A 16,619-nucleotide genomic window follows, 5' to 3' on the forward strand; every position below is an offset into this window, starting at 1 on the left:
CGCGACACTCGACTTGGCCGTCATCTCGGGTCGGTCCCGATGAAGGAGGACTGGATCACCTTTTCCTCGGTCAGCTCACCGCGGGCGAGGTCGGCGACGATAGCGCCGTTGCGGAACACGTAGACATGGTCGCACTTCTTCAATTCGTCGGTCTCCGTCGTGTACCAGATGAAGGTCCGCCCGCCGCGCGCCTCCTCGCGGATGAGATCATAAACTTCGAGCTTGGTGCCGACATCGACGCCGCGCATCGGGTCGTCCATCAATACAATGCGCGCCTCCGACCCAAGCGCGCGCGCAAACAGCGCCTTCTGCTGGTTGCCGCCTGACAGTGACAGAATGTTGTTGTGGATGTCGGGCGTGCGGATCTTGATCCTGTCGCGCCAGAAATTGGCCAGCGTGTCCTCCCGCCGGCGCGAAATCAAAACTCCCTGGCGCAGCTTGCGCAATGAGCATATGCCGATATTTTCCGCGATCGACCATAACGGGAAAATGCCGTCGGCTTGGCGATCGCCGGCCACCAAGGCAACCGTTGCGTTGACGGCGACGTCCGGGCGCGGGCTCGTCGCAGCCGCGAAAATCGCCAGCAGCAGATCGGTCTGCCCGTGGCCGGCAAGCCCGGCGAGGCCGATGATCTCTCCCTCGTGGGCGACCAGATCTGTGGATCCGCCCTGCTGCCGCGGGCGCGCGCGAACATGCAGGGGCGTTTTCCCTCGCGCCAAACGGTCGCCGGCGTTCGCCTCGGTCGTCGGCGCTTCCGTGCCGCCCATGGTGGTGACCAGCCGGTTGCGGTCGAAGGCCTCGGCGCGATCGGCAGCGATGGTCCGCCCGTCACGCATCACCACGATACGGTCGCTGTTTTGCAGGACCTCGCCGAGCAGGTGCGAGATGAAAATGCAGCTGATGCCATTGGCGACGGCCCGCCGCATGAAGGCGAGCAGCTGCCCGGCAGTGTGACTATCGAGCGAGGAGGTCGGCTCGTCCAGAATGACCAGACGCACCGGCTCATCGGTCGCAGTGAAGGCCCGCGCCACCTCGACCATCTGGCGGCGCGCAATTGGAAGATCCTGAATCAGGTCGGAGGCGCCGACGCCGTGACCCGGGAAGATCTCGTCGAGCTTGCTTGTGATCAGCGCGCCGGCCTTGCGACGCCAGTTCAGGCCGGTGAGCACCGGATGAAACACCCGTGTGTTCTCGGCCACCGTCAGGTTGGGGCAGAGCGACAGCTCCTGAAACACGCAGCGGATGCCAAGATGCTTGGCCCGCGCCGGTGCGTAGGCCTTCTGCTCGGCGCCGCCAATGACCACGCGCCCGCGATCCGCCGCGACGGTCCCCGCCAGTATATGCATCAGCGTGGATTTGCCGGCGCCGTTGTGTCCGACCAGGCTGAGGCACTCGCCCCTCTGGACTGTCAGATCGACGCCGTCCAGCGCACGGACGGCGCCGAAACGCTTTTCGACGCCGTCCAGTCTGACGATATCAGTTGCTCCGAGGGTCATTCACTGCCTGCGCCGAGCGGCCGTCAGCCATGGCCCCATCACTTCATGTTGGCTTTGATCGCGTCGATGGCGTCCTGTTGGGTGTATTCGTGACTCGCGACACTGCCCTTCGGGATTTTCGGCAGTTCGGCTTCGAAGTCGGCCTGAGTGAAGGCGAGATAGGGCACCAGAAGATCGTGTGGAACCTTCTTGCCATCGAGCACCTGATGGGCGACCCAGAATGCCAATGTCGATACGCCCGGTGCGATCGAGGCGGACCATGTCGTGTAACCGTCCTTGGCCTTCTGCTCCTTCCACCATTCCAGTTCGTCCTGCCGGTTGCCCATGATGATGGTCGGCCGCGGCTTGCCAGCCGCCGCGAAAGCTTGCGCGGCTCCGTAGCCGTCGCCGCCCTGGTCGACCACGCCGACGACCTCGGGCAGTGAAGGCAGCACGGTAGCTACCGCCTTTTGCGCCGTGGTCTGGTCCCAATCGCCAGTCACCGATCCGACGATCTTGAACTCCGGATGATCCTTGACCCCCTCCAGGATGCCGTTGTGGATGGCTTCGTCGATGGAGGTGCCGGCGAGGCCACGGATTTCCAGGAGGTTTCCGCCCTTGGGCTGGAATTTGGCCATCTGCGCCACTTCCTGCTTGCCCATGTCCTTGAAATCCACAACGACACGATAGGCGCAGGGCTCGCTGACGATACCATCGAAGGACACGACGACGATGCCGGCGTCGCAGGCCTGCTTGATGGCGCCGTTGAGGGCGTCCGGCGAAGACGCGTTGATGACGATCGCGTCATAGCCCTGCAGGATCAGGTTCTGGATCTGCGCGGCCTGGGTCGGCACTTCCTTGTCGGCGGTGGTGAACACGTCCGCCGCGGCGACGACCTTGTCCGCGACTGCCTTCTTCGTGACGATGTCATAGCTCTTGAGCATCGCCTGGCGCCAGGAATTGCCGGCGTAGTTGTTGGAGAACGCGATCTTCTTGCCACTGGTATCGGCCAGGGCCGATCCGGCGAGGATCGCGCTGCCGATAGCTGACATGGCCACGATTAGGATAGCAGGCTTCATGGTTTCTCTCCCAAGTCATTGTTTGATATTCTCGAAGACGAGAGACTGCACACGAAAGACTGGCGGAAAAGCAAGTCCCGCCCGAGGTGGCGCTTCCCAGTTAGTCTCATTTTCGCCGATCCTCCGTCAAACGGTAAGTCCCCCCGCAGTGCGGCAATAATTTTGAGGCTGCGCTACCAACCGACACGGTTTGATGCGCTAGCCCACGCTCCTCTACGGACGGACTGCAACGTCAGGAAACGACCGGGTTAAGGTTGTCAGCGAGCGCGCCGACCAGGGACCCATGGACTTCCCGTCGTCGCTGCGTGTCTTCGGCCAAAAATACCTGGCGAACAGATTTTGGAGAGGATCCAAACCAACGGTGACATGCCCTGGTAAACGCTGACGTGTCGTTGAACTGAAGGCGTTCGGCGACTTGCGACAGAGAGAGGGTGGTTTGACGTAAGTAATCCGACGTCAGGCCGCGGCGAATATCGTCCACTATGGCATCGAAGCAGGTGTTTTCGGCTCGCAGACGCCGCTGTAGAGTTCTCACCGTTATGCAAAGTTCAGCTGCGACTTCCGCTTGGTTGACCGTTTCGGTGCCGATCATGCGAGAAATAATTCGCCGTACCTCGAATGTGGTGCTGGCCGCCCGAGAACCTTGCTGGGTTTGCAGGAAGTGCAGCGAAATGTCGCTCAAGAGATCGCTTCTCGCCTGATTTGGCCTATCGAGGTCGCGTGCGGAGAACACGAATCCGACTCGCGGCATCCCGAACTTTGGCGTTACCCCGAATACTTGACGATAGGCCGCAAGGCTTGCGGTCGGCAGATGCTTGAACCACACCTCTTTGCACACGTTCCCGCTGCAGCCCGACATCGATTTTGCAAATCCGTATCCGAGTCCCAGGCTGAGCTCATAAGTTTGGTTTGCGCGCGGCATTTTCGTCATCGCAATATCAAACGAAACGAAGCCGCCGCCATCTGATGCGGTTTCCAGGCGTACCTCACAGGCTGGACTATGATAGTGAATATATTTCTCGCAGAGCTGGATGCTTTCCCGCAAGGTACGTCCGTTCTGCATCGCCACGCCAAGGGCGCCTAGAACACTGATATCCTGCGCTTCGGCGATCGAGAGGCCGAGATCAGGAATGCCCTCGAGCGATGACACTCCCTCGACAAGCTCTATAGCCGATCGATACGAAACGAGATTTTCTTCCCACCGACTTTCGCTCGTATCTATGTTGATGGACCTCAGCCAGCGGGCGGCCCGGCTCGACCCAATCCGGCTGACCTGATTGAATCCTCGGATAGCCGCTGCGCGCAGCGGGGGATGTTCAAAAGCCACAGCGTTTCCTCCGTCGTCTGGCACGATCAGTTTTTTATGGTGGCTGGTAGAGTCTAACCTTCCTGCGGCTTGGTTTACCAGCGTGGTCGCCGCTTTCGCGCGGGTATTATGATACGGTGTGGGCTGTCGTCCGGCAACGCAGGAATCGCCAGCTTCGAATGCCTTCGGGATGATCGTTACAATGTGAGAATCCGAAGCGGTGTCGTTTGTCGCCAACGGTCAAGAATATGGCGTCTGGCAACAAGGACAGAGTCCTGGGGCTGACCAATAATCCCTTGCATGGCTGGCCGGGCCGTCGAGTGGACTGAACTCGTCGACCGACTGTGGAGCGCTCGAGAACACGGATCGCCCTGACATATGGCGTCCTCTGAACCGGCCTTCATCACTGTCAGGCAATCATGGTCTTGAACGCGCCGGCTCGTGAAGTCACGCGCGCAGGCCGTTGGGAGGAAGGTTGAAATGCCTGAGTTGAAATCAACCTCGAAAAAAGCACCCCTATCGACGGAAATCTTTGACGTCGTTGTGGTCGGCGCGGGGTTTTCCGGTCTCTATCTCCTGTACCGGCTGCGCAACGCCGGCTTCTCCAGCGCAGTTCTCGAGGAAGCCGAGGATGTCGGCGGGACCTGGTACTGGAATCGATATCCGGGCGCGCGCTGCGATATCCAGAGCATCGATTACAGCTACACGTTCGATCCGGAGCTTGAGAAGGCGTGGAAGTGGTCGGAAAAATATGCCACCCAGCCCGAAATCCTCCGCTATCTTGGATTTGTAGCCGATCGCTACGATTTGCGCCGCGACATTCGCTTTGCCAGCAAGGTCGTGGCAGCGAAGTGGGACGAGAGCGAGGAACGCTGGCTGCTGACCACCGACAAGGGCTCCACGGTGTCCTGCCGGTACTACATCATGGCTGCCGGAAACCTCTCCACGCCAAAGCCACCTGAAATCGACGGCGTTGAGGACTTCAAGGGAGAGATCTGTTTCACCGGCCGCTGGCCGCATCACGAAGTCAGGTTCGCCGGCAAGCGCGTGGGGGTGATCGGCACCGGATCGTCGGGTATCCAGGTGATTCCGAAGATCGCCGAACAGGCTGCACATCTGACTGTTTTTCAGCGCACGCCGAACTTCGCACTACCAGCCCGCAACGGTCCGGTGCCGGCTGAACGTCTCGCCATGCTGGAAGGCGATCGTGCCGGTTACCGGGAACAGGCGCGCTGGTCGCTTGCCGGCGTGCCTTACCCACAGCAAACGTTGGTCAGCTGGCAGCTGACGGATGCCGAGCGCCGCGCACGATTCGAGAAGGCGTGGGAACTCGGCGACCTGATCTATTGGGGGACGCAGCTCTGGTCGGATCAAGTCGGGGACGTCGACGGCAATGAGCTGGTGTGCGAGCTCATCCGGGAGAAGATCGCCGGCATTGTGAACGATCCCGAGACGGCCGCGGCGCTTATGCCCCACGACCATCCTTTCGGCGCCAAGCGCCCGTGTCTCGAGACCAACTACTACGCCACCTTTAACAGGCCCAACGTCACCCTGGTCGACCTGCGGCAGGAGCCGCTCACGTCGATCACCGCTTCCGGACTTGTTACCGATAAGCGCACGTTCGACCTCGACGTCATCGTGTTTGCCACCGGCTTCGACGCCATCACGGGCGCCCTCCTGGCGGTGCACCCGATTGCGGGTCGCGGCGGCAAATCCCTCTCAGAGGTCTGGGCCCGCGGTCCGCAGACCTATCTCGGATTGGCGGTGGCAGGATTTCCCAATTTCTTCATGATCACCGGCCCCTGCAGTCCGGCGGCACTCTCGAATGTGGTCGTGTCGATCGAGCAGCACGTCGACTGGGTGATCGATCGGATGGTAGCCGCACGCGAAGGCGGCTTCAGCACCATCGAGGCGACCGAAACCGCGCAGCAGGCTTGGGGGCGCCACGTCGCCGACTGCTCGATGCTCACCCTGCATCGGCTCGCCAACACCTGGTACACGGGCGCCAACGTTCCCGGTAAGCCGCAGGGCATCATGATGTATGCCGGCGGCGTAGGTGCCTATCGCGGGATCTGCGACGAGGTCGTCAACCGCGGCATGCTGGGCTTCAGGCTCACAGGCTCCAATGGCGCGGTGCAGTGCAACGACGGCGAAATCGTGCGTCTGCAGCCGGATGTGCGGCTGGTGTTGAACGGCTTGGCGGACATGAACCTGCCGCCGCTCGAGTCGATGGGTGCCGAGGGCGCGCGCGGCTTTCTGACCGAATTTAACAAGGGCCGTCCCCCGGGACGGCCGGTCGGTGAGGTGATCGACGGCACATTGCCTGGTACCGACGGCCCGCTGCGATACCGGCTCTACCGGCCGGCAAGCCCGGGACCTCATTCGATCGTCGTCTATTTCCATGGTGGCGGTTGGGTGCTGGGCGACGAGAAATCGGACGATCCGTTCTGCCGCGACATGTGCCGCCGTTCCGACATGATCTTCATCAGCGTCGGCTACCGGCATGCACCTGAGCATCGCTTCCCGGTGGCGGTGGAGGACGGATATGCGGCGACCCGTTGGATCGCCGAGCACGCCACCGAACTCGGTGGCAATGCCGGGGCGGTTCTCGTCGCCGGTTGGAGTGCCGGCGGCAACATCGCGGCTGTTACCTGCCAGCTGGCGCGCGATCGTGGCGGCCCGCAGATCGCCGGCCAGCTGCTGCTGTGTCCTGCAGTCGATTGCATCTTCGACCGCCCATCCTACGTCGACAATGCGACAGGCTACTTCCTGACCCGTTCACTGATGCACTGGTTCTGGGACATCTATTGCTCGCCTGCGGATCGTAAAGATCCTCGCGCTTCGCCGCTGCGCGGCGAGCTCGCAGGTCTGCCGCCAGCCTGTGTCGTGACCTGCGAGTTCGATCCGCTGCGGGACGAAGGCATCGCTTATGCGGAAGCGCTCGCTGCCGCTTTCGTTCCGGTCGAGCAAATTCAGGCGCGAGGCCATTTCCACGGCTCGTTCACCATGGTCGACGTGGTGGTTACGGGGGTCAGTGGCCGAGTGCAGATGGCGGAAGCGCTCCGCCGCTTCGCTGGAGTTTCCATGAGCGCAGGACGAGATGCCTTTGTCCCGCACAGAGCAGCCGCGGCTGCTGAATAGCGGCGCGCGACCGCTATCGCGATCGACAACGACGGACCGCCTCGCCCAGGAGGCGCTCCGCGCCCAGGACGAGTGGCGCCAAGAAACAAGAACTTGTCGTTTGGCGCAATATTCATCGAAGCCAATTCCCGGGACAGTACCGGCAGGAACCTGAAAATAACACGCCAGAGGAAACTGACCCATGCGCGCTCGATATTCCGTGCTCGGCCTTTCTCTTTCCGCCGCTGTGATGGCCTGCATTGCCGTGACGGCGGCGCAAGCCAAATCTTCGAAGGACAACCTCAAGGTCGGCCTGATCTCGTATAACCACGTCTCGGCCGTTCCGCATGTTCTGGCGAACATCGCCTTGGATGATTGCAAGGTCCGGGGATGGACGTGCGAGCTGATTGACGGAAAAGGCGATCCGATCGCCACCAGCAATGCAGGCCTGAACTTCGTCAATCGTGGATTCGATGCCATCCTGAATGTGGTGTCGGACAACAACCAGCTCGGCGCCGTCATCAAGGCGGCCAACACCGCGCACATCCCCTTCATTTCGATAGCCTCGGGCGACGTGCCAGGCATAACGGCTGACATTGGCCCCAGCGGGGTCGTTCAAGGAGCGCTGATCGGCAACGAGGTGAGAAGTGCAATCGACCTCAAGGGACGTGTGGTGCTCGTCAACTGGAATGTACTCCCCATCCTGCGAGAGCGCGAACGCGGCCTGAGGGCGACGATGGCGGATGACAAGAACATCGCGATTACCGAGCTCGAGCTTCAGGGCCAGGGCTATCTGGAGGACTCCTACAACAAGCTTCTTGCCGCCCTGCGGGCAAACAAGGACGTGAAGGCGGTCGTCATGGGATGGATGGAGCTGGTACCTGGCGCCCTTCGCGCCATCGAGCAGACCGGCATGAAGGACCAGGTCAAGGTCTATAGCTATGATGCGACACCGGACGGATTAGATCTGCTCCGCAAGGGCTCCTCCCTCGGCATGCTCGTTGGGGTCGGCACCAAGGAGACTGTTGAGTCCTCGATGCAGGCGATTGCCGACACCGTCGACGGAAGCCCGCCGTCTTATCGGTCATTGATGATGCGCTCCTGCCTCGTCACGAAAGAGAATGTTCCTCCAGCCGGGGCCGAGCCTGACTACAAGTCATGCACTCCGTTTACCACCGAGATCCGGAGGAGCAAATGACACCCAGGGAGCGGCCGTGAATATGCACGTCTCAACTTGGAGAGAACATAGCGAGCCCGCTGAAGTGCTGCGGGCCCACCGGATCACCAAGGATTTCGACGGCCAACGGGCCCTCGATGGTGTCTCGCTGTCCCTGCGCGCGGGAGAAATTCACGCGCTCGTTGGTCAAAACGGCGCTGGCAAGTCCACGCTCATCAAGATTCTCTCGGGCGTATATCCAGCGACAGCTGGCGATATCTTGCTTGGTGGGAAGCCAGCCAACATTATCTCTCCCCAGCACGCGAGATTGGCCGGGATTGAGGTCGTGCACCAGCAAGGAAACCTCATTCCGTCATTGTCAGTTCAGGAAAATCTGTTCCTCGGCCAAGCGCTACCGCGAAGGGGGAGGGTGCTGGTCGACTGGAAATCCGTCCGCCGAAGTGCCGAAGCGCTGCTGGCGCGGGTCGGAGTTCATATCGACGCGTCGGCGCCGGTTTGCAACCTCAGAGCCGACGAAGCCGCCATGGTTTCCATAGCGAAAGCATTATCGACCAACGCGCAGGTCGTCATCCTCGACGAGCCGACAGCGGCACTCACTCCGACGGAGGTCGAAGTTCTGTTCGTCCAGATGCGCAGACTGGCCAATGAGGGGCATTCATTCATTTTCGTAAGCCACCGCATGAGCGAAGTATTCGAGGTCGCCGATGCGGCAACCGTATTGCGTGACGGCAGGGTTGCCTGGTCGTGCGTCCAACGAAGCGAGCTGAGCAAACCGGCCGTGATCGCAGCTATTCTCGGCAAGAATGAAGAGGTTGTTTCTCCGCACGTTGTTCCAGGGCGCCGCCGTGCTCATGCAGCGGCGCGGCTCGACGTGCGCAATCTGAAAACCCACAATATCGCGGAGTGCAGCTTCACCGCGGCGTCCGGTGAGATTGTTGGATTGGCAGGGCTGCCCGATAGCGGCGCCGAAGAAACCTTGGACGTGCTGTATGGGAGGACGAAAGGTTCGGCCGACGCTGTGATGGTGGATGGCGCGCGCATGCCTCTATCCTCGCCGCGCGAGGCCGTGCGCTCCGGCCTGGCCTTCGTGCCAAAGGATCGGCACAACGAGGCATTGATCCCGAATTTCAACGTACAGGCCAACATTTCGTTGGCGTCGCTCGATCGCCTTGTTACGGATCCGCTCTCGCGGCTGATCAGCAGGCGTCGCGAGCGACACCTCGCGGCAAACCTCGCATCGCGTCTGCAAGTGAAGATGCCGGGGCTCGATGCATCGATCCGCTCATTGAGCGGAGGCAACCAGCAGAAGTGTATCATCGCACGCTGGATCGCAACCGATGCCAAGCTGTATTTGCTCAATTCTCCCACGGCGGCAGTCGATATCGGCGCGAAGGCCGAAATCTACAAGCTGCTGCGAAAAATGGCCGATACGGGCGCCACGGTTCTCTTCACCTCGACGGAATTCGATGAGTTCGCGCGTGTTTGCGATCGGGTCCTGGTCTTCTACAGAGGGCGGATAGCCGGAGAACTCGCGGGATCATCGATCTCCGAGACCAATATCCTGCATTTGGCGTTGGGCGACGACGGCGCCGGCCCCATTCCTCGACAGAGCATCACCGATCGGGAAGGAAGAATCGGATGAGTGATGAAGCAACGCAGCTTGGAATAGAGCAGCTCGATAGGGCCGAAACTTCCCGAAGGACGAAGCGAGTCCGTGACTGGAAGGCAGAGGTTTCTCGGTATGGAACGATTATCGCGCTCGTCGTGCTGTTTGCCGTGTTCAGTTTCGCCCGCCCTGACGTCTTCGCGACCGAATTCAACCTCTTGAGCATCCTAAGTCAGGCCTCAATCCTGCTGATTGTTTCCGTTGGGCTCACGGTTTGCCTCATCATGGGATTGTACGATTTGTCGATCTCGGCCGTGGCGACGCTCGGCAACTATATGATCTGCTCGCTGCTCGTGATGCAGGCGGACCAACCCTATGTCTGGCTGACGATCATGATCGTGATTGGTCTCTGCGGGCTGGTTGGGATCGTCAACGGTGCAATCGTAAGTTATCTCGGCGTATCGGCGTTTATTGCGACATTGGCGATGGGATCTATCCTGACCGGCGTCATTCTTGGATATTCTCAGACCAGGACGATCGTTGGAGGCATCCCGGACAGTTTCCTGGCGTTGGGCCAGCAAAGCACCTTCGGCGTTCCGAACCCGGTCCTGATCATGGTGGTCATCGTTGCGTTCCTCTGGGTGCTGCTGGAGCACACGCAGATCGGCCGCAATCTCTATGCGATCGGAGGAAGTGCGGAAGCCGCAAAGCTCTCAGGGATCGCCACAAAGCGCTACGCACTTCTCGCCCTCGGCATCTCCGGTGTATGTGCGGGCATTGGAGGCATGATTGCTGCCGCAAATCTCGCCGCAGGACGGCCGACTGGTGTGGGCGACGCCTATCTGCTCAATGCTTTTGCTGCTTCGTTCATCGGGGCCTCGACGCTGAGGCCCGGGCAATTTCACGTCCTGGGAACCCTGGTCGGCGTCTTGATCATCGGTGTGATCAGCAACGGGCTTTCGGTCCTCGGGGTTGAGACGTACTGGCAGTACATCGTGCAAGGAGGCCTGCTGCTCGGAGCAATGTTCGGGGCGGGTGTCATCTCGAGCCGCACCAACTAGTCGAGCACCTCCCGATCGTCGACCACCAAGATCTGAATTCGGCGGCGGAGTCACGGCTCACTGCTGCTCCCCAATCGAGGAATCAAGATGAAAGCCGTCGTCTGCTCCAATGCCGAACTGAGGGTCGTTGATCGGCCTGAAATCGTCCCGTCCGAGGGGCAATGCGTGCTCAAGGTCTCCCGGTGTGGGATCTGCGGCTCCGATTTGCACATTCGCGATCACTGCGACCATCTTGGCAAGCTGTACGCTCAGCTTGGCTACACAGGCTTCCCGCGCGCCGAGGAGGAACTGGTATTCGGGCACGAATTCTGCGGTGAGGTGCTCGATTATGGTCCGGGGTCGAAGAAGCCAATTAGACCAGGAACGCGCGTTTCCGTTGTGCCGGTTATTCGCCGTGGGGCAGAAATCGATGGGATCGGGCTTTCTCGCGGCGCACCCGGCGCCTTTGCTGAAAGGGTGCTGGTTGATGAATTGATGATGATGCCGATTCCGAATGGATTGCCGGATGACCTCGCGGCACTCACCGAGCCGATCGCTGTTGCCTGGCACGCGGTGAGACGCGGTGAGGTGACCAAGCGAGATGTTGCTGTTGTCATCGGTTGCGGGCCGGTCGGTCTCGCCGTGATCTGTGTCCTGAAGGCGCTGGATGTACAAACCATCATCGCGAGCGACTACTCGGCTGGGCGTCGGGAACTCGCACGGCGCTGCGGGGCAAATGTCATCGTCGACCCGGCCAAGGAGTCGCCGTACCGCAACTGGAAAGATCATGAATTTATTGGCACGATTCCCGAGCTCCTTGATGTCTCAGTCGGAACGCGGCAAAAGCTCGGCAAGCTCCCGCTACCGTGGCACCATGCGTGGCGGATCGCCGAGAAGGCGGGTCTTGCGCCCAAGCGGCCTGTGATTTTCGAGTGTGTGGGTGCGCCCGGCGTGCTCGCGAGCATCCTTGACGGTGCCCCATTTTTCTCCCGAGTCGTGGTTGCCGGCGTTTGCATGCAGACCGACAAGATCGAACCTGCGATGGCAAGCAACAAGGAGATCGAGCTTCGTTTTGTGTTCGCTTATTCGCCGTTGGAATTCCGCGACGCGCTCCACATGATTGCCGAAGGAAGGATCGACTGCTCGCCGATCGTGACCGGACGGGTTGGCCTCGCTGGAGTCGACAACGCCTTCGCGGCGCTTCGCGACCCGGAGAAGCACGCCAAGATTCTGATCGATCCGAGCAGTATGGCCACGACGCCGGTGAACTAAAGCAAAGTCAAGTCGGCGGCGATATAAGCTATTGTTATCACTACTTTTTACTTGGTGCCCCTGGCCGGAATCGAACCAGCACTCCTTGCGGAACTCGATTTTGAGTCGAGCGCGTCTACCAGTTCCGCCACAGGGGCCCTCGGTCGGCCCCTCCGGAGGAGGGCGTCGCGAAGCCGGCGGACTATAGCCATGGGAAAGGCGGGGTCAACCCGCGCCAAAGTGATGTCAGCCGTTCTCGACAGGGGGATGGGCCGGGGTTAGAGGCTTAAAACCAAACCCCCATCTGGAGAGGCCGCCGTGACGACCCAGAGTGAAGCAATATCAGCGTTTCGCCCCGCAGTCGGCGGCCCCGCGCTGACCGCCTCGCTGGCCGTCACCCTGATCGCGGCGGTAACGATCGCGGGGGCCTGGTTCTTCCAGCTGGTTCTGGAAATCCTGCCCTGTCCGCTCTGCCTCGAGCAGCGCTATGCCTATTATCTCGCGATCCCGCTCGGGGCGCTCACGGCGCTTGCGGCACGGAGCGGGGCGCCGCGGCCGCTGCTGCTGGCGGGGCTCGCGATTCTCGTGCTGGCAACGCTCGCCAATGCCGGCCTCGGCACCTACCATTCCGGCGTCGAATGGGGGTTCTGGAAGGGCCCGACCGATTGCTCCGGCCCGGTCGTCAATCTCGGCAGTGCCGGCGATCTGTTGTCTCGGCTCGACACCGTCAAGGTGGTGCGCTGCGACGAGGTGCAGTGGCGCTTCCTCGGCCTCTCGCTCGCCGGCTACAATGTGCTGATCTCGCTGCTGATGGCCGCGATCGCCGCCTGGGGATTCGTACGGACGGCATCGCGCGCGTAACTACAGCACGCTCGCGCCTTCGTGCTGGAAGCCGAGATAGCTCGCCGCCACCCGCTCGTTTGCCGCAACGTCGCTGGCTTTGCCGCTCAGCACGAACTCGCCGAGCTCCATCACATAGGCATGGTCGGCGATCTTGAGCGCGGCCTGCGCGTTCTGCTCGACCAGCAGCACGGAGACGCCGCTGGCCCTGAGCTCGGTGACGATGCGGAAAATGTCGGCGACGATGATCGGCGCAAGGCCAAGGCTCGGCTCATCCAGCATCAGCAGTTTCGGCTCGCCCATCAACGCGCGCCCCATCGCCAGCATCTGCTGCTCGCCGCCGGACAAGGTGCCGGCGAGCTGCTTGCGGCGCTCCTTCAGGCGTGGAAACAGCGTGTAGATCCGCTCGATCGAGGCCTTGGCCCGGCTCTTCTCGATGCGGAAGGCGCCAAGCTCGAGATTGTCCTCGACATTCATGGTAACGAACAATTCGCGATGTTCAGGCACGAGGCCGAGGCCCATCGCGACGCGATCCTCGATGTCGAGCCGGGCGAGGTCCTGCCCTGCAAACGCGACGCGGCCCTTCAGCGGCAGGATGCCCATGATCGCCGACAGCAGCGTGGTCTTGCCGGCGCCGTTGGCGCCGACGATGGTGACGATCTCGTTCGTGCCGACTTGAAGCGAGACCGAGCGCACGGCTTCGACCTTGCCGTAGGCGACATGCGCGTCGGTGACTGACAACAGCGCGCTCATGCCGCCACTCCGAGATAGGCCTTGATCACTTCGGGATTGGTCTTGATCGTGGCGGGCGTGCCTTCGGCGATCTTGGTGCCGAAGTCGAGCACCACGATGCGGTCGGCCAGGTTCATCACAAAACCCATGTCGTGCTCGACCAAGAGGACGGACATGCCGCCGTCGCGCAACTCGCGCAGCAGCTTGGCGAGCTGCTGCTTCTCCATGTGGCGAAGGCCCGCGGCCGGCTCGTCGAGCAGCAGCAGCATCGGGTCGACGCACAGCGCACGGGCGATCTCGACGATACGCTGCTGTCCCAGCGACAGCGAGCCTGCGAGCTGGTGCATCTGCTCGGCAAGCCCAACACGCTCGATCTGGCGGGCGGCTTCCGCCAGCAGCTTTGCTTCATCGGCGCGGTCGAGCCGCAGCATCGAAGCGAGCGGTCCCGAATGGCCGCGCAGATGCGCGCCGATGGCAACGTTCTCCAGCACGGTCATATCGGGCACCAGCTTGACGTGCTGAAACGTCCTGCTGATGCCGAGCTTGACGATCTCCTGCGGCGGCGCGCGATCGACCTTCCTGCCGAGCACCGAGATCGAGCCCGATGTCGCCGACAGCACGCCGGTGATCAGGTTGAAGGTGGTGCTCTTGCCCGCGCCGTTGGGTCCGATCAGCGCGACGATCTCGCGGGCCTGGACGTCGAAGGAAACGTTGTTGACCGCGACCACGCCGCCGAACTGTTTTCGCGCTTTTTCGACCTGGAGCAGGACGCCCGCTTCGCCTGGCGCGCGGCTGCGCTGCTCCAGTTTCAGCGAGGTATCGGGCCTCTTGCCGCCGGCGCGTTCGGGCAGGAACGACATCAGCCAGGGCCAGACGCCGCCGGGGGCAAGCTGGAGCAGCGCCACCAGCATGATGCCGAACACGATGGTCTCGACCTGGCCGGAGCCGGGCAGGATCAGCGGCAGATAGCTCTGCAGCACCTCTTTCAGGATCACGACGATCGCCGCGCCCAGCACGCCGCCCCAGACATAGCCGGCGCCGCCGACCACCGCGATGAAGAGATATTCGATGCCGGCCTGCGCCCCGAACGGCGTCGGGTTCACCGCGCGCTGCAGATGCGCGTAGAGCCAGCCGGACAGGCCCGCGAGCACGGCGGCGTGGATGAAGACCAGGAGCTTGGCCCGCGGCGTGTGCACGCCAAAAGCTTCGGCCGCGACATGGCCGCGGCGAAGCGCGCGGATGGCGCGGCCGGTGCGCGAGTCCAGGAGGTTCATCGTCAGCAGCGCCGAGAGGATCACCGCGACCCAGATCGCAAAATAGATCGAGCCCGGCGAGAGCATCTTGAATGAGCCGATCGACAGCGGCGGGATCGCCGAGATGCCGTCGTTGCGCCCGAGGAATTCCAGCTTGCTGAACAGGTAGAACAGGCCGAGGCCCCAGGCCAGCGTGCCGAGCGGCAGATAGTGGCCGGAGAGGCGGACCGTGACGAGGCCGAGCAGCACCGCCAGCAGGCCGCTGACCAGCAGCGACAGCGGCAAGGTCAGCCAGGGCGAGAGGCCGTACGCCGTCGTCAGCAGCGCCGTGGTGTAGGCGCCGAAGCCGACAAATGCTGCTTGACCAAAAGAGGTCAGGCCGCCGACGCCGGTGAGCAGCACGAGGCCCATCGCGACCAGCGCGGCAAGGCCGATATTGTCGAGCAGCACGATCCAGAACGGTGGCATGCCCGGGATGAACGGAATCGCCGCCATGACAATGGCGAAAACGAGGATGGGAAGCCGGCTCTGCATCTTGGCCTCAGTCCTTCTCTTCCTCGACCGCGGGCGCGGCGAGCGAGCGCAGCAGCAGCACCGGGATCAGGAGCATGAACACGATCACCTCCTTGTAGTTGGAGGCATAGAAGGACGAGAACGCCTCGACGATGCCGACGAACAGGGCCGCGACCGCCGTCAGCGGATAGCTGACGAGGCCGCCGATGATCGCGGCGACAAAGCCCTTCAGGCCGATCAGGAAGCCGCTGTCATAATAGAGCGTCGTGATCGGCACGATCATGATGCCCGAGAGCGCACCGATGACGGAGGCCAGCAGGAAAGCGATCTGCCCCGACAGCGTGGTGCGGATGCCGGCGAGCCGCGCCCCCAGGCGGTTGACGGCGGTGGCGCGCAGCGCCTTGCCGTAGAGCGTGAGCCCGAAGAACAGCCAGAGACCGACGATGAAGGCGATGGTGATGCCGTAGACCGTGAGGCTCTGGCCGGTGAAGCGCAGCGCGCCCGCGGTGAAGGCGCCTGACAGCACCGCCGGTCCACGCTGGCCCTCGGCGCCGAAGAACAGCAGGCCCAATCCCTGGAGCGCGAGGTGGACGCCCACGGATGCGATCAGCAGCACCAGCACAGAGGTGTGTGCCAGCGGCTGGAAGGCGATGCGGTAGAGATAGAGGCCGATCATCGCGACGATCACCAGCGACAGCGCGATGCAGACCGCGACCGGCGGCTTCTGCGCCGCCAGGCTGATCGTCAGTGCCAGCACGATGGCCGGCAGCACCACATTGGCGAGGACGCTGCGCAGGATCAGCCGGCCATGCAGCGTCTTGCGGGCCACGAACAGGTCGAAGGCGCAGGCCGTGATGCCCATCGCCAGCGCCAGCTTGGCGGTGCCCGGCATCTGGCCCGAAGCCAGCGAGGCATAGGTCAGCGCGCCATAGGTGACGAACTCGCCCTGGGGAATGAGAATGACGCGGGTGACGGCGAACACCAGCACCAGCGCCAGGCCGAGCAGCGCATAGATCGCGCCATTGGTGATGCCGTCCTGCAGCAGGAACAGCATGATAGTGGTGTTCAAGACCGGACGCTCCCCCTCAAGATCGAGGACCGATCTCCGCAATTGCGGTGGATGGTCCTCACACAGCCATTGAAATACGCTGACGATATTTGATATGATCCATAACAATTATCAAATATAACTTCAAGGGTGGGGGACGACCCGTCCCGAATTTAACG

12 protein-coding genes and 1 tRNA gene are annotated in these 16,619 nt (G+C 62.1%); 6 read left to right on the forward strand and 7 right to left on the reverse strand.

What is annotated here, in order from left to right:
* Positions 1-20: 20 nt before the first annotated feature.
* The 3 genes from XH80_RS42100 to XH80_RS42110 form a co-directional block, all read right to left on the reverse strand.
* Positions 21-1,496: a sugar ABC transporter ATP-binding protein gene (locus XH80_RS42100; protein WP_271603708.1), complete on the reverse strand. Its 1,476-nt coding sequence runs from the start codon at positions 1,494-1,496 to the stop codon at positions 21-23.
* A gap of 38 nt (positions 1,497-1,534) precedes the next feature.
* A complete protein-coding gene (locus XH80_RS42105; protein ID WP_271603709.1) occupies positions 1,535-2,554 on the reverse strand; it encodes a substrate-binding domain-containing protein in 1,020 nt (339 codons plus the stop codon).
* 232 nt (positions 2,555-2,786) lie between these two features.
* Positions 2,787-4,097, reverse strand: coding sequence for an AraC family transcriptional regulator (locus XH80_RS42110; RefSeq protein WP_271603710.1), 1,311 nt, complete (start codon positions 4,095-4,097; stop codon positions 2,787-2,789).
* 243 nt (positions 4,098-4,340) lie between these two features.
* On the opposite strand from XH80_RS42110, the gene XH80_RS42115 reads away from it, so the two are divergent.
* From XH80_RS42115 to XH80_RS42135, 5 genes are all read left to right on the forward strand, one after another.
* Entirely contained in the window at positions 4,341-7,001 is a 2,661-nt protein-coding gene (locus XH80_RS42115; RefSeq protein ID WP_271603711.1) for a flavin-containing monooxygenase, read from the forward strand.
* A 181-nt stretch (positions 7,002-7,182) separates the two neighbouring features.
* Positions 7,183-8,178, forward strand: coding sequence for a sugar ABC transporter substrate-binding protein (locus XH80_RS42120; protein ID WP_271603712.1), 996 nt, complete (start codon positions 7,183-7,185; stop codon positions 8,176-8,178).
* A gap of 22 nt (positions 8,179-8,200) precedes the next feature.
* The gene (locus XH80_RS42125; RefSeq protein ID WP_271603965.1) at positions 8,201-9,799 is read left to right on the forward strand and encodes a sugar ABC transporter ATP-binding protein; all 1,599 of its coding nucleotides are present in this window, start codon (positions 8,201-8,203) and stop codon (positions 9,797-9,799) included.
* A complete protein-coding gene (locus tag XH80_RS42130) occupies positions 9,796-10,824 on the forward strand; it encodes an ABC transporter permease (protein WP_271603713.1) in 1,029 nt (342 codons plus the stop codon). Before XH80_RS42125 ends, XH80_RS42130 begins: the two co-directional genes overlap by 4 nt.
* Before the next feature lie 87 nt (positions 10,825-10,911).
* Complete coding sequence (locus XH80_RS42135) at positions 10,912-12,075, forward strand: zinc-binding dehydrogenase (RefSeq protein ID WP_271603714.1); 1,164 nt, start codon at positions 10,912-10,914, stop codon at positions 12,073-12,075.
* A 52-nt stretch (positions 12,076-12,127) separates the two neighbouring features.
* Here XH80_RS42135 and XH80_RS42140 read toward each other — a convergent pair.
* A tRNA-Leu gene (locus XH80_RS42140) sits at positions 12,128-12,212 on the reverse strand.
* Positions 12,213-12,372: 160 nt separating this feature from the next.
* Between XH80_RS42140 and XH80_RS42145 the strand changes: the two genes are divergently transcribed.
* Positions 12,373-12,915 (forward strand): disulfide bond formation protein B, encoded by a 543-nt coding sequence (locus XH80_RS42145; RefSeq protein WP_271603715.1) that lies wholly within the window; start codon positions 12,373-12,375, stop codon positions 12,913-12,915.
* Here XH80_RS42145 and XH80_RS42150 read toward each other — a convergent pair whose 3' ends face one another.
* From XH80_RS42150 to XH80_RS42160, 3 genes are read right to left on the reverse strand one after another with little or no spacing between them, the layout of a single operon-like run.
* Positions 12,916-13,647: an ABC transporter ATP-binding protein gene (locus tag XH80_RS42150; RefSeq protein WP_271603716.1), complete on the reverse strand. Its 732-nt coding sequence runs from the start codon at positions 13,645-13,647 to the stop codon at positions 12,916-12,918. It lies immediately after the preceding gene.
* Positions 13,644-15,413: a branched-chain amino acid ABC transporter ATP-binding protein/permease gene (locus XH80_RS42155; RefSeq protein WP_271603717.1), complete on the reverse strand. Its 1,770-nt coding sequence runs from the start codon at positions 15,411-15,413 to the stop codon at positions 13,644-13,646. The genes XH80_RS42150 and XH80_RS42155 overlap by 4 nt, the downstream gene beginning before the upstream one ends.
* 7 nt (positions 15,414-15,420) lie before the next feature.
* Complete coding sequence (locus XH80_RS42160) at positions 15,421-16,461, reverse strand: branched-chain amino acid ABC transporter permease (protein ID WP_271603718.1); 1,041 nt, start codon at positions 16,459-16,461, stop codon at positions 15,421-15,423.
* Between the last annotated feature and the right edge of the window lie 158 nt (positions 16,462-16,619).

Origin of the sequence: Bradyrhizobium sp. CCBAU 45384 (genome assembly GCF_028128665.1) — a bacterium.
In the GTDB taxonomy this organism is placed as follows: domain Bacteria; phylum Pseudomonadota; class Alphaproteobacteria; order Rhizobiales; family Xanthobacteraceae; genus Bradyrhizobium; species Bradyrhizobium manausense.